This window comes from Flavobacterium sp. (assembly GCF_965277525.1).
Classification (GTDB): Bacteria; Bacteroidota; Bacteroidia; order Flavobacteriales; family Flavobacteriaceae; genus Flavobacterium.
Window position 1 is genome coordinate 110,005 of record NZ_CBDIDC010000003.1, and the last position, 13,089, is coordinate 123,093.

Here is a 13,089-nt window from a genome sequence, read left to right on the forward strand (position 1 = left end):
TAGTAAGTTTTAAATTGATAAACTTATTTGGTTGGATACAAATATAATTAAATTAGGTTCAGATTAAAATAAATTGAAGTAAATATTAGGCAGTATAATCTCTCAAATGTTTATAAGAAAATAGCTTAGTAATTGGAATTTTTCCTGAGTTAATATTTATTTTTTGAAAAGAATTAAAATAAAAAAGCTCCAATATTTGGAGCTTTCTCGTTTTAAAGTAAGATAGAGGTATTATTTTATTAATTGTTGTAAGGGTTTCAGTTGTTCCATGTCTATTTTGGATTCCTTTAGAACAGACATTAGCGTCATGATATTGTTTGGATTCATGTTTTTTCCTAATACACGAACCACTGCAAAACCGCTTTCTTTTTTATTGGCGAAAACGACAAACTCTTCAATGTTGTCATCCGTACCAACATAACTTATGGATGCACCGTCTTTACCGGAACCAAAACTCATTAATTGCTGGTATTTTGGATCTTTTAGAATTGCTTTAACTTTTGCTCTTTCCGTTTCAAATAAAGTCTGGTTGGCAGCATTCGCTTTAAAAGCTAAAATATTCATTTTGTCGAATGATTTTAAAGCTTCGTTTTGTTCTGCAGACAATTTTGTTTTTTCCAGGTTCAGAATACTGGGTGAAACATCAAGTGCAATAAAATTTTTATTATCAGTATTCTCTACAAAATATCTTTGTAAAGAAGGAGTAGAGTTACAACTCACTAAAGTTAGTACTGCTAAAAGGGCTGAGGTAAAAACGCTTATTTTCATAATATGTTTAGATTTATTTTTTGCTTTTAGAAGCTTTTTTAAGATCAGAACCTCCGGGAAGTTGCATCTTATCGGTAAGGACTGAAATTTCGTTGATATCGAAATTACCTGTCAGGGATAATAAAACAGTTTCGTCGTTTTTTGCTCCGTCAATAAACATCAGCAATTCTTTTACCTGAGAGTCTGAAGCTCCTGATTTTACTGATATTCTTACGTTTCTGCCGCCATCATTTACGCGCATTAATTCTTCTAAACCGGCTGTTTTTACATACTTGTCAGCAGAAGCTTTCATATCAGCTTCAATTTTAGGATTCTTGGTAGTAAACACTTTTAAGTAGTCTAGTTTTTTAATCAAACTAATGTATTGTGCTGTTTCTTTGTCAGAAGCATCAACTTTTACTTTACTCATTAAATCGAACATTTTTTTGTTTACAATTACTGAGGTTACATCGTCCTGGCCATCAAATTTATCAAATGCTCCTTGTGCATAAAAAGCGTGGCTAACGAATGCGAAAACTAGTGTTATGATGAAATTTTTCATGATTATTTTTGATTTAATTACTGTTTAAAAATTTTGTTTTTTGATTGCTCGTATTCTTTAATGTATTGTACACTTTCTATACCTACATTAACATTGTTTGATAATAAGGCTAAAGCTTTTTGCGTTGCGGCAAGTGCTTCTTCCGGATTGTCGTAGGTTCCTAATTCTGTTTGCGCTACAACCGGAGCTGTATTTTTTTCGCTCACATAAAAGTAGGTTCCAACTCCTAGTAAAACAACAGCAGAAGCCGCAATCGATAACCACGCCACATTTCGTTTATTAGTTTTTAGTGGTATGTCCTGCGTCGATTTTTGTTCTTTTACCTGAGAGAAATAACCAAACATAGGTTTGTATTGTTCTAAATGCTGCGCAACATTTGGTGAAGAAAAATATTCTTTTAATTCTTTTTCTTCGGCAATACTCGTTTCTCCCTGAAAGTATTTTTCTAATATATCTTCTATTTTATTGAATTCCATAACCGTGTGTATTAAGCATTGATTCTCTTATTTTTTTTCTCGCTCTTGAAAGTGCTACCCGAATAGCCGTTTCATTCATGTTGACAATTTTCGCAATTTCATCAAATTCATATTGTTCAACATCGCGTAACTGAATTAGTATTTGTAGTTGTTCAGGCAACTGATTAATGATTTTTTCAACCCATTCTAAACTATCCGAATCTTCTAATTTCTTATCCAATTGTGGCTCCCGATCGGTATAATTATTATGAACAATTTTAAGATTCCCGGCTCTTTTTGATTTTAGTTGGTCCAGACAATAATTTTTGGTCATGGTCATTGCAACTGCTTCAATATTATTATAAGAGTCTAAATTATCTTTCTTATTCCATAATTTGACCATTACTTCCTGTGTAGCATCTTCAGCTTCTTCGGTACTGGTTAATAATCTTTTTGCCAGACGAAAAACTTTGTCTTTAAAAGGATTTATTACTTCTATAAACACATTTTGATTCATAAAATCGGTTGGTTATTCGTTAGCTTATATAGTCAAGACGAGGCACTATTATTTTTGTTACACGAGAATGTGAAATTTTTCTAAAAAAAACACTCTAAAATTATCATTGTTAAAACTAAAGATACTATTTTTACGTTAGTACTACATAGATACCCACTATATGAAAACAATTTTAAAGAGCGTACTACTATTATTTTTACTTGCTTTTTCTTTGCAATCTTGTGAAGATCAGGATGATGTTGCAGCTCCGGCTGACTTGCAGGTGAGTAATTTTATCTGGAAAGGACTGAACCAATATTATTTATGGCAAGCCGATGTGCCTAATTTGGCCGATGATCGTTTTAGCAATCAAGAAGCCTTAAATTCCTTTTTAACAGGATATTCTAAGCCTGAAGATTTATTTCAGGATTTATTAAATAAACCAATTAGCAAATTTCCTAAAGGTCAGGCAATTGATCGCTTTAGCTGGATTGTCGATGATTATACTGTTTTAGAGCAAGAACTTCAGGGCACTTCAAAAAATGATGGTGTCGATTTTAGATTGAGTTATATGCCAGGAAGCACAACTAATTTGGTAGGTTATGTGCGTTATATAATTCCTAATTCCAATGCTTCAACTAAAGAGATTAAACGTGGGGATCTTTTTACGGGCGTAAACGGAACTCCATTAACCGTTTCAAATTATCAGGCTCTTCTGGCAGCAGATAGCTATACGCTGAACATGGCTACTTATAACGGAACTAGTTTTGAATCGAACGGAAAAACCGTTTCATTGGTTAAAACAACTTTAGATGAAAATCCTGTTTTTATTAATAAGGTAATTACATCCGGTAGTCACAAAATTGGTTATTTAATGTATAACGGTTTTTATGCTAATTATGATACACAACTTAACGCCGCTTTCGCCGAATTAAAATCACAAGGAATTACTGATTTTGTTTTGGATTTAAGATATAACGGAGGAGGTTCTATACAAACGGCAACACGTTTGGCAAGTATGATTACGGGGCAGTATACCGGTAAAATTTTTGCTAAGCAAAAATGGAATGCTAAGATAAATGCAGCTTTTGAAATCGATAATCCGGAATATTTAAATAACAGGTTTGTAGATAAAATAGACGCTGCGGCAATAAATAGTTTAAATTTAACTAAAATCTATATTCTCACCACCAGCGGTACAGCTTCGGCGAGTGAATTAGTAATCAACGGATTGGCGCCTTATATTGCTGTAGTTCAGATTGGGGAGACCACAGTGGGGAAAAACGTAGGTTCAGTTACATTATATGATTCGCCAACTTTTGGAAAAGCAAATAGAAATCCAAATCATAAATATGCGATGCAGCCTCTGGTTCTGAAAATTGTAAACGCTGCTGATTTTGGTGAATATACAGATGGTTTAAAACCTACTTTCGAGCAATTAGAGCGCATTAATAATTTGGGCGTTTTAGGAGATGTATCAGAACCTTTACTGAGTGTTGCTATTTCACAAATTTCAGGATCAACTTCTAAAAAGGAACAATTGGATAAGGGTGTAGCTTTAAGGAATTTTACGGATACTAAAGCAATGACAGGAATCAGGGATCAAATGTATTTAGAAAAAGCTCCTGAAGGACTTTTAAGAGCATTAAAATAAGAACAATAAAAAAGGCTTTCAGAAATGAAAGCCTTTTTTATTGTTCTTATATTTGATTCTAAACAAATGATATTTAGTCATTAAAGTAGAAACCGTTTGGCGCAATACCTACAGTTAAGTCTTTTATAAAAATTCCGTTTAAATCGTAGATATAAGCTTTACTGCTTGATTTATAATCACCGCTATCCGCAATATAAAATTTGTCGTTTTTTACTGTAAATCCATATATAGCACCAGTTTCTGAAAGACTAGCAGTAAATAATGGTGTCGTTGACGGAGTTGTTGCAGTAGTATTTATAGCATAAACGGACTTGTTTACGGTATAATAAATTTTATTGCCATAAATATCTAAATTTCCAGAACCGTCTAATGATTCCGGGAAAGGAATAGTAGAAGCAATAGTTTTATCTGATAATTTTATTTTTACAAGTTCTCCTCTGTTTTTGTATGGACTTTTTAAAACATATAAAATACCATCTTTTACATCCATGCTGTCACCGCCGTAGCCAATAGTAATTGGAGTTTCTAATGCTTTTGTTGCCGGATTTACTACTAACACTTTATCATTTGAAGAATCAGTGATGTATAATTTATTATTTTCTAATATAATTCTGTTTGCAGTAGCATTCAGGTCAATTTTAGACTCCACTTTATTAGTAGCTAAATCAATTACTGCAATAAAATCATCCGTATCTCCTGTTTCAGGATTGATATAAGAATAAGTATTTGCATTGGTAACATATGCTTTTCCGTCTTTTACGACACCATATCTTGGTGTAATAAGCCCCGTTTCAATTTTAGAAACTAATTTAAAAGTATATCTGTTTACTACATTTATTACATCAGATCCTCCTGCAATTATGTAAGCGTTATCCCCGTTAAAAAAGATGTTTTGAAGATAAACACCAGCAAAGTCAGCACCATTAGCTGCCTTATAAACGTCCGGAACAACGTTCGTAAAATCATTACTTGAAAAAGAAACTGATCCACCCTTACTAGTTCCTTCATTTAAGATGAAAAAACCATTGTCATAAACTCCTTTTGGGTCATCGTTAGAGTCATCGTTAGAACAAGAAACAAAAAGCGATACGCTTAATGCTATTAATAAAAATCTAGTTAGCTTCATTATATTAAAATTTAAGGTTAATGTATATATTAAAATTTCTTCCCGGCATAGGTCTGTTTTCGAGACTTTCGTAATTCTCATTAAAGAGGTTTAAAACTTGAAAGCCTAATTTAAAAGAGTTTAAAAATTTAAAATCATAATCAATTCCAAGGTTTGAGATTGTGTAATCTTTTACGATTTGTTTAGGGTCATTGTCAGATTGTGTATAGACAAAGCCATTATATAAAAATTGATAATAAGTTGAAAATTTGTTTCTGGAATATGATATCGCTCCGTTTACTTTATGAAAAGGAACAAAAAACAATTGCTTTTTAGTTTCTTCATCTTTAGAAATGGTATAGGCATAAGTAGCATTTGCGCTAAAATAATTTTTACCAAAGTGTTTTTTCAAGATTAATAAAGTCTCGGCCCCGTAACTATTTACTTTATCAGTATTTTGAGGAGTCCAGATGCCATTGTTTCCCGGCACCCATTGCAGAAGATCTTTAATTTTCATGTAATAAAAAGTCTGCGTAAGCGAAATGTTCCTGAAAGTAAAAACGTTTCCAATTTCTGCCTGATAAGAACTTTCAGGTTTTAAATCAGGATTTCCTCCTTCTTCCCAATACAAATCATTAAAAGTTGGTATTCTGAAGTTTCGGGACAAATTCAATTTTAAATTGTACAATTTACTAAACTGATAAGATGATCCTAATGAGAATAAAACGGGTGATTTATAATTATCCGTAAATTCTTTTCGAATCCCAAATTCATTTTTCCAATCGTTTGAAAAATTTTGTTTAATTAATAATGCCGCAGAACCAATTTCTCTTGTGTGATCTCCAAAACCACTTCCGTAACCTTTAGTTCTGTTGTAGTCTAAAATACCATTAATTTGAGTTGATTTAAATAATGTATAACCTAAATCAGCTTTTGTAATGAAGCTTTCGGTTTTTCCGTATGTATATTGATTTTTGGAATTGTCAGCGTAATATTGAAAATTTTCAAAGATGTAAGCTGTTTTGAAATTGGTTGTAAATTTTCCAAAATCACCATCATATTCCAGTAGATTTTTGTTGAAACCATTGATGTACTTACTTTTTCTTTCGGTTTCCGTTATTAAAGAAGTATTTCGGTCTGTGTTTGAAGTTTGGGTGTATAATTTCAAACTATTCTTTGGATCGAATTTATAACCTACGTTTGCACTCATCGTGATGATGTCGTACTGACCGTTTTGATTCCAGCGTTGTTCGCCTTTCCAGGTATATCTATTGAGGTATTTATAATCATTTGTCGAACTGTTTTTAGAAAAGCCAATTTGTGTGCTCCATTTTTCGTTCGAAATATTGGTTTTAAAGTTGATTCCAATTGTATTAAAACTTCCGTAATCTACCTTTAAATTATTTTCAAATCTTTTATAAAAGCCCAAATCATTGTTTAAGTGAACGGTTCCTCCAACGGCTCCGCTACCATATATAACACTTCCTCCTCCGGCTTTTACACTTATTGAATTATAGTCAGAACCTGAAATCGTATTAAAATCAGTACTTCCATTCATTTGAGAATTGATATTGATTCCGTTCCAGATTACTGCAGTTTGAGATGCAGTAGTTCCTCTAAAAGAAACTGTAGAAAGCATTCCACGGCCGTATTCTTTAAAATAAATAGTCGAATTAAAATTTAAAAGATCCGTCAGTAAAGCTTCATTTTTATTGATCACAGAATCATTGAGCTTTAAAACAGATTGTGAATTAGAGTATTTCTTCAGATTAGTATCAGAAACGACCACTTCTTTTAACTTATTAATAGAATCAGCCTGTGCCGAAATTATTTGGCACAATAGCAATAAATAAAAAGCAAAAAGTTTTTTTAAAGTCATAATTTCTACACTCTTTTTCCCGAGAGCTCGATATTGGTTACAAAGGCAGGTCTCCTGGCTTGCGTCTTGTTGTTTACCTTCCCATTCGCCGGGGCGAACAGTGGTTTTGGAGTTAACAACAAGCATTCTTTTCAGAACTAAGCTTACAGTTGCGGGTACAGCTCAAGATTTTCTAACGATTACTTGATTCCCTTTTAATGTGTTTTCTTGTGAACACAACCTTAATTTCGTGCAAAGATAAAGTTAAAATTGTCGATTTTTCAAATTTGTTTCGTTTTTTGAAACAAATTCTAAACAAAATGAGGATTATCGCTCAATTTTGATGACTTGTCCAAAGTTTACTGTATTGGTAAAGGCATCTTTGAGAGGTAGTGAAGTCTGATGACATAAAATGCTGCGAATGACTCCCGCATGTGCTACAATGATAATGGGTTGCGTTTTTTCATTTGAAATTTCAGATAAAAAGCTACCGACTCTTTGATGTAATTCTACAAAGGACTCGCCATTTGAAGCACAAATATTTACAAAATCTTCCATCCATGGATTGAGTTGTTCCGGTGGAATAGTATTCCAGTTTTTCATTTCCCAATCGCCAAAATTCATTTCCATTAAACGTTCTTCTTTCTTGAACGAAATACTTCTTGTGTTATCCTGGATATATTCGGCGAGAATAACGCAACGTTTCAGAGGGCTCGTAAAGATGATAGCTTCTCTGGGTAATTGTGAAATGATATTCTCAAAAATAGCGTCAAAAGGTTTTGCAATGTCTACGTCTGATTGTCCGTAACATACTCCTTTTTCACAAACAGTTTCAGTATGACGAACTAAATAAATTTCCATATCAAAAGAATGCTTAGATAATAAACCACTTCACACACTTGTTGCGTCGCACCCAGACAATCTCCGGTATAACCATCAATCCATTTTTGGAAATAACGTGCTAAAAAATAACGCATGATAAAAACCGGAAGTAAAGCAAAAAGGAATTTATATTGAAAACAGGAGAAAACTAATAATGGAAGTAATCCGAAGAAAAATGAGCCCAGGATTTCTTTCCAGGAATGATCTTTGGCAATAGGTTTACTTTTGCTGGAAGCATCTTCTCGGGAATATTTGTGTGTAAAAATAATAGAAATTGCCGCCAAACGACTCAAAGCATGAGCGGAAACAAATAAAAGAAAAACCTGAAAAAGGGTCATCAAATTATTCGCTTTAAAAAGGGAAACAGATTCAGAAAGCAATTTGAATTTTAATAAAAAGAGTAAAACCAAGCCAATTGCTCCATAAGCACCAATGGCACTATCTTTCATAATAATCAGGATTTTTTCTTTGGTCCATCCTCCGCCAAAACCATCGCAAACATCAGCAAATCCATCTTCGTGGAAAGCTCCGGTCGTTAATACAGATATAATAAGGGCAAAAATTACTGCCGTTTCTATTGACAGAAAAAGCGAAAAAAGATAAAAAGCCATAAAAGAAATACTACCAACAATCCATCCAATCAAAGGAAAATAACGAGTGGCTTTGTTTAAATAATCAGGATGATGATCAATATTTTTAGGACAAGGAATTCTGGTATAAAACATCAAAGAGGTGAAGAAAATATGTAGTTCTTTTTTCATTTTTAATATAAATTTAATTGCGTTCTGTCATTTCGATCGAAGCGAGAAATCGCATAAGAAATTCCGTGCTTACAGTCGCCAGTCTTTGTCGATTTATAAGTGATTTCTCTTTTCGTGGAAATGACAAAAAAAGCTTTACTTTCTGCTCACTCCGGCACTTTCAAAACTGGCCATTTCATTCAAAAAAGCTTCGGCTGATTTTAGAATAGGAAAAGCAATGGCACAGCCTGTTCCTTCGCCCAAACGCAGATCCAGATTTAAAACGGGTTTTGCCCCTAAGTAATCAAGAAGTTTTTGATGTGCTTTTTCAGCAGAGCAATGACAGAAAACAGCGTTATTTTTGATTTCAGGATTAATTTTAGAAGCAATTAAAAATGCTACACTACAAATAAAACCATCTACTAAAATCAACATTTTTTTTTCATAAGCAGCTAACATTCCGCCAGCAATTTGTATAATTTCAAAACCTCCAAAGTAGGCGAGTTGTTGTTTTAATTCGGCTTGACCGGAATAATTTTCAATAGCGCTTTTGAGGATATTTTGTTTTTTAAGTAGCTTTTCATTTTCAACACCAGTACCTTTTCCAATACATTCCTCAATAGGTAAATGGGTTAAAAGGCTCATTAAAACCGAAGCGGCAGAGGTATTTCCAATTCCCATTTCACCAAAACCAATACAATTAGAACTGGTTGCAGCAATAGCCGTAACAATCGATTTTCCCTTTTCAAAACACAATTGCAATTCGGTTTCACACATTGCCGGTACATGCAAAAATGACTGAGTTCCTTTGGCTATTTTCGCATCGATCAAATTGATATTTGTGGGAAAATCATAATTCACACCGGCATCTACAATCGATAATTGAATGTTATTTTGATTGCAGAAAACATTTATAGCTGCGCCGCCTTCGAGAAAATTACCAACCATTTGGCGGGTAACATCTTGTGGATAGGCGCTAACGCCATGATTTGCGATTCCGTGATCAGCTGCAAAAACAACAATATTTGGATTGATTATTTTGGGATTTAAACTTTCAAAAACCGTTGCCATCTGAAATGCCAGTGTTTCTAAAGTCCCTAAGGCTCCAACGGGTTTCGTTTTAGCATCTATTTTTTCCTGTAAAAGAATACTGAAATCAGTTTTGAGTTCAACTTTAGTTTTCGATTTTAAATCAAAATCAGGAACGGGAATTTTAGTAACTTTTTTAATTTCGGTACAATCCGGAGCCTCAGATTTTTGTTTCCAGTTCAGTTGTTGCAACATCGGCTGATTGTCGTAATTCGTTGCCGGTTTTCCGATACAGAAATAACCTAACGGCTCAATATTTTCCGGTAAATCAAGAATTTTTTTAAAGTGATAATAATTCAAAATAGAAACCCAGCCCATCCCATAGCCCTGCTCTGTAAGCGAAAGCCAAATGTTCTGTGCTGCACAGACCGAACTAAATTTTACTGCTTCGTTACTACCCACAGTTCCAATTGTAAAATGGTTCAGTACAGATCGGTCATACCCAATAATAAGTCCAATTGGAGCTTCTTCAATTGCTTCTAACTTCAGTGATTTATAGCGTTCCTTTTGTTCCGGATTATCGGTTAGTTCTTCTGCCTTTTTATTATAATCTAAGAAGAGATTTTTTACAGCAGTTTTGACTTCAGGAGATCTAATAATAAAATAGCGCGTAGCATCTGTCAAACCAACAGAAGGTGCCCAATGTCCGGCTTGTAAAGCTTTTTCGATTACTTCGTCAGGAACTTCATCAGTAGTAAAATGCCTGGTGTCACGACGGGCTTTTAAAATATCATCTAAGTAGCTCATTATAAATTCCAAATTTTTTTAAATTCCAAATTCCAAATCAATCTTAATAAGGGTTTAAAATTTAAAGATTTAAGTAAAGATAAAGTATAGTGTTGGAATTTGGAATTTAAAAAAAATGGATTTTCATTTTTAACCTTTTATTTTGACTGGAATTCCGGAAACCATCAAAACTACCTGATCTGCTTTTGATGCCAGAAATTGATTCATCCAGCCTTGCAATTCGGTAAATTTTCGTCCGATATGAGTTTCTGCATGTACACCCATCCCAATTTCATTCGTTACAATAATCAGCGTAGTATTTTTTTGATTTGATATCGAAAGAAATTCTTTTTTAGCTTCTTCGAGACTTAAATTCACATCATATTGGTGATCGGTAAAAAAATTGGTAAGCCAAAGTGTGACACAATCAATAAGGGCCACTTTTCCGGTAAAATCAATTTTACTTAAATATTTTTCCTCTTCAATATTCGCCCAGCGTTCATCGCGTTCCTGCTGATGACGATCGATTCTGTTCTGGAAATCAGCATCCCATTTTCTTGCCGTCGCTACATACATTGGCGAACCTGAAAGTTGCAAGGCTAAATTTTGAGCATAACTGCTTTTTCCTGATCGTTCACCTCCGGTAATTAAGTAAATCATTTTAATTGTTAATTATAAATTGTTAGTTGTTAATTTTTGGGAAGTGTTCAGAAGCGATTTTATTTTAGTAGATTTAATAATGCTCGTTATTAGTTTTAGAATTTCTATTGCATCATTATGAATGTTTTCAAATTCTTTTTTATTTAGATAATCAGTTGCGTACAATAATTCTAACCAATAAACAGACTCATTTGCCTCTTTTTAAGCAATAGCAAATTTATGAAAAAAATCGTTCTTGCTTTCAGCATGTTCAGCTTCTCTTACCATTGCACCAATATTAGTTCCTGATCTAAGCAACTGTTTTGAAAGAGTAAATTCTTTTTTCACAACATTATTTTTCATAATTAACAACTAACAATTTATAATTTACAATTTAATATGGGCAATGCCGGCAATCATTTCCGCAACAGGTTCCTCTTTTTAGGTGAAACCAGGCTTTAAAAACATAGTTACCGTTTTCAAGATAATAGTCAATGCCTTCGATTAGTTTTTCTTGTTTTGGTAAAGATATCGCTTTATTGGTAAGGGCTTTTTGAGGCGTAATTGTTTCTACATAAGCATCAATTTTATCTTCGCAAGCTTCTTTAAAGCAAACAGGACAAAGACAATCATTTCCTTCAGAAAGGTTAAAAATGGGAGGGAAATCATTGCACCAACATTTGCTTTCTGCTGAAATATCTCCACAAGTAAAAGAAGATTCGCAACCAGAGCAAACTTTTGTTTTTATGCTATTCATAGGTTGAAGATGGTATTTTTTGGGTTTTGTAAGAATAAAGGTAAGCATAAAAAATAGAAATTACGTTACCTTTGTCAGTACGAAAATGTAAATTCTCAAATCGCAATGATCCGGATTACAAGCAAAAAATGGATAGAACCGATCTATATCCTTAAAAAATAATTATATAACCTGCATATGAAACATTTATTCTCTAAATTAATTTTTATTGTACCTTTTTTTATTCTTGTTGGATGTAAAAAGAATGAGACTACAGAGATTGCAAAAGCTGAAATTGCAAAAAACAGTATCGAATACGCTTCAGGACTTTCTATCGTAAAACATGAAGGATATTCAGTAGTAACTGTTACAGAACCCTGGCCAAATGCCAATGCAAAATTTACTTATGTCTTAAAAGAAAAAGAGGCTAAAGTTCCCGACAGTTTACAAAAGTATACCACAATAAAAGTTCCTTTAGAATCTGTTGTTGTAACCTCAACGACTAATATTCCGTTTCTTGAAATGTTAGAAGTAGAAGATAAACTGGTTGGTTTTCCGCATACAGATTATGTTTCATCTGAAAAAACAAGAGCTCTAATTGATAAAGGTGCTGTTAAAAATGTGGGCGAGAACGAAAAATTGAATATCGAACAATTAATAGAACTATCCCCGGATTTGATTGTGACTTTTGGCGTAGACAACAACAATCCTGCATTGGATAATTTGAAAAAAAGTGGCTTAAATGTTTTGATCCAAGCCGATTGGATGGAGCAATCCCCACTTGGAAAAGCAGAATGGATTAAACTTTATGGTGCTTTATTTGGTAAAGAAGAGAAAGCCAAAGAATTGTTTGATAAAATTGTGACGAGCTACAATCAGGCTAAGAAATTAGTCGCTGATAAACCCGGGACTTCAACCGTTTTATATGGTTCTATGTACGAAGATGTTTGGTATGTAGCCAAAGGAAATAGTTGGGTTGCCCAGTTTATGAAGGATGCGCATGCCAGTTATTTATGGGCAGATTTAAAAGGTACCGGAAGTGAGGGATTGTCTTTTGAAAAAATACTAGTAAAAGGAAAAACGGCCAATTTCTGGATTGCTTCTGGTTCGTTTAAAACTTTGGCAGAAGTAGAAAAAGCGAATCCGCATTACAGCCAATTTGATGCTTTTAAAAACAAAAACGTGTACACATTCGAAGGCAAGTATGGAGCAACAGGAGGAACAGTTTATTATGAGTTGGCACCAAGTCGCCCGGATTTAGTGTTGAAAGATTATATCAAGATTTTTCATCCTGATTTATTGCCAAGCTATGAATTTACTTTCGCATCTAAATTAAATTAAGAGCATTGATCCGTAAAAAACGAAATATAATCTTGTTTTCCGTACTGGGTTTGGCACTT

At 33.5% G+C, this 13,089-nt stretch carries 13 protein-coding genes, 1 pseudogene and 1 riboswitch; of the genes and pseudogenes, 2 read left to right on the forward strand and 12 right to left on the reverse strand.

Annotated elements, in window-relative coordinates; genetic code table 11:
- Window positions 1-231: 231 nt before the first annotated feature.
- The 4 genes from ACQY44_RS07120 to ACQY44_RS07135 are packed head-to-tail and all read right to left on the reverse strand — an operon-like array spanning window position 232 to window position 2,281.
- Complete coding sequence (locus tag ACQY44_RS07120; protein WP_428229705.1) at window positions 232-768, reverse strand: DUF4252 domain-containing protein; 537 nt, start codon at window positions 766-768, stop codon at window positions 232-234.
- Window positions 769-781: 13 nt separating this feature from the next.
- Window positions 782-1,309: a DUF4252 domain-containing protein gene (locus ACQY44_RS07125; protein WP_428229706.1), complete on the reverse strand. Its 528-nt coding sequence runs from the start codon at window positions 1,307-1,309 to the stop codon at window positions 782-784.
- A 17-nt stretch (window positions 1,310-1,326) separates the two neighbouring features.
- Window positions 1,327-1,785 carry a hypothetical protein gene (locus ACQY44_RS07130; RefSeq protein WP_428229707.1) on the reverse strand — a complete coding sequence of 153 codons (459 nt, stop codon included), beginning with the start codon at window positions 1,783-1,785 and terminating at the stop codon, window positions 1,327-1,329.
- Window positions 1,772-2,281: an RNA polymerase sigma factor gene (locus ACQY44_RS07135; protein WP_428229708.1), complete on the reverse strand. Its 510-nt coding sequence runs from the start codon at window positions 2,279-2,281 to the stop codon at window positions 1,772-1,774. The genes ACQY44_RS07130 and ACQY44_RS07135 overlap by 14 nt, the downstream gene beginning before the upstream one ends.
- A gap of 160 nt (window positions 2,282-2,441) precedes the next feature.
- Here ACQY44_RS07135 and ACQY44_RS07140 point away from each other — a divergent pair, with 160 nt between their 5' ends.
- Window positions 2,442-3,914, forward strand: a complete 1,473-nt coding sequence (locus ACQY44_RS07140) for a S41 family peptidase (protein WP_428229709.1) — start codon at window positions 2,442-2,444, stop codon at window positions 3,912-3,914.
- A 73-nt stretch (window positions 3,915-3,987) separates the two neighbouring features.
- Here the strand turns inward: ACQY44_RS07140 and ACQY44_RS07145 are convergent, their stop codons facing one another.
- The 8 genes and pseudogenes from ACQY44_RS07145 to ACQY44_RS07180 form a co-directional block, all read right to left on the reverse strand.
- Window positions 3,988-5,040, reverse strand: coding sequence for a YncE family protein (locus tag ACQY44_RS07145; protein WP_428229710.1), 1,053 nt, complete (start codon window positions 5,038-5,040; stop codon window positions 3,988-3,990).
- A 4-nt stretch (window positions 5,041-5,044) separates the two neighbouring features.
- On the reverse strand, window positions 5,045-6,898 hold the full coding sequence (locus ACQY44_RS07150; RefSeq protein WP_428229711.1) for a TonB-dependent receptor plug domain-containing protein: 1,854 nt from the start codon (window positions 6,896-6,898) through the stop codon (window positions 5,045-5,047).
- Between the two features lie 27 nt (window positions 6,899-6,925).
- Window positions 6,926-7,137, reverse strand: a riboswitch (cobalamin riboswitch).
- 67 nt (window positions 7,138-7,204) lie between these two features.
- Window positions 7,205-7,738 (reverse strand): alpha-ribazole phosphatase, encoded by a 534-nt coding sequence (gene cobC / locus ACQY44_RS07155; protein ID WP_428229712.1) that lies wholly within the window; start codon window positions 7,736-7,738, stop codon window positions 7,205-7,207.
- Entirely contained in the window at window positions 7,723-8,520 is a 798-nt protein-coding gene (locus ACQY44_RS07160; protein WP_428229713.1) for an adenosylcobinamide-GDP ribazoletransferase, read from the reverse strand. Before ACQY44_RS07160 ends, cobC begins: the two co-directional genes overlap by 16 nt.
- A gap of 135 nt (window positions 8,521-8,655) precedes the next feature.
- Window positions 8,656-10,335, reverse strand: coding sequence for a nicotinate-nucleotide--dimethylbenzimidazole phosphoribosyltransferase (cobT, locus tag ACQY44_RS07165; RefSeq protein WP_428229714.1), 1,680 nt, complete (start codon window positions 10,333-10,335; stop codon window positions 8,656-8,658).
- Between the two features lie 129 nt (window positions 10,336-10,464).
- Window positions 10,465-10,974 (reverse strand): bifunctional adenosylcobinamide kinase/adenosylcobinamide-phosphate guanylyltransferase, encoded by a 510-nt coding sequence (cobU, locus tag ACQY44_RS07170; RefSeq protein WP_428229715.1) that lies wholly within the window; start codon window positions 10,972-10,974, stop codon window positions 10,465-10,467.
- Between the two features lie 12 nt (window positions 10,975-10,986).
- Window positions 10,987-11,298, reverse strand: a pseudogene (locus tag ACQY44_RS07175) (four helix bundle protein); the annotation flags it as partial.
- 49 nt (window positions 11,299-11,347) lie between these two features.
- Entirely contained in the window at window positions 11,348-11,710 is a 363-nt protein-coding gene (locus ACQY44_RS07180; RefSeq protein WP_428229716.1) for a DUF5522 domain-containing protein, read from the reverse strand.
- Window positions 11,711-11,887: 177 nt separating this feature from the next.
- Here ACQY44_RS07180 and ACQY44_RS07185 point away from each other — a divergent pair, with 177 nt between their 5' ends.
- A complete protein-coding gene (locus ACQY44_RS07185; RefSeq protein WP_428229717.1) occupies window positions 11,888-13,030 on the forward strand; it encodes an ABC transporter substrate-binding protein in 1,143 nt (380 codons plus the stop codon).
- The last annotated feature ends 59 nt before the right edge of the window (window positions 13,031-13,089 follow it).

Bases quoted from the DNA above. Each gene is read 5' to 3' on its own strand.
- ACQY44_RS07120 (WP_428229705.1), bottom strand. From the start codon at position 768: ATGAAAATAAGCGTTTTTACCTCAGCCCTTTTAGCAGTACTAACTTTA.
- ACQY44_RS07125 (WP_428229706.1), bottom strand. From the start codon at position 1,309: ATGAAAAATTTCATCATAACACTAGTTTTCGCATTCGTTAGCCACGCT.
- ACQY44_RS07130 (WP_428229707.1), bottom strand. From the start codon at position 1,785: ATGGAATTCAATAAAATAGAAGATATATTAGAAAAATACTTTCAGGGA.
- ACQY44_RS07135 (WP_428229708.1), bottom strand. From the start codon at position 2,281: ATGAATCAAAATGTGTTTATAGAAGTAATAAATCCTTTTAAAGACAAA.
- ACQY44_RS07140 (WP_428229709.1), top strand. From the start codon at position 2,442: ATGAAAACAATTTTAAAGAGCGTACTACTATTATTTTTACTTGCTTTT.
- ACQY44_RS07145 (WP_428229710.1), bottom strand. From the start codon at position 5,040: ATGAAGCTAACTAGATTTTTATTAATAGCATTAAGCGTATCGCTTTTT.
- ACQY44_RS07150 (WP_428229711.1), bottom strand. From the start codon at position 6,898: ATGACTTTAAAAAAACTTTTTGCTTTTTATTTATTGCTATTGTGCCAA.
- cobC (WP_428229712.1), bottom strand. From the start codon at position 7,738: ATGGAAATTTATTTAGTTCGTCATACTGAAACTGTTTGTGAAAAAGGA.
- ACQY44_RS07160 (WP_428229713.1), bottom strand. From the start codon at position 8,520: ATGAAAAAAGAACTACATATTTTCTTCACCTCTTTGATGTTTTATACC.
- cobT (WP_428229714.1), bottom strand. From the start codon at position 10,335: ATGAGCTACTTAGATGATATTTTAAAAGCCCGTCGTGACACCAGGCAT.
- cobU (WP_428229715.1), bottom strand. From the start codon at position 10,974: ATGATTTACTTAATTACCGGAGGTGAACGATCAGGAAAAAGCAGTTAT.
- ACQY44_RS07180 (WP_428229716.1), bottom strand. From the start codon at position 11,710: ATGAATAGCATAAAAACAAAAGTTTGCTCTGGTTGCGAATCTTCTTTT.
- ACQY44_RS07185 (WP_428229717.1), top strand. From the start codon at position 11,888: ATGAAACATTTATTCTCTAAATTAATTTTTATTGTACCTTTTTTTATT.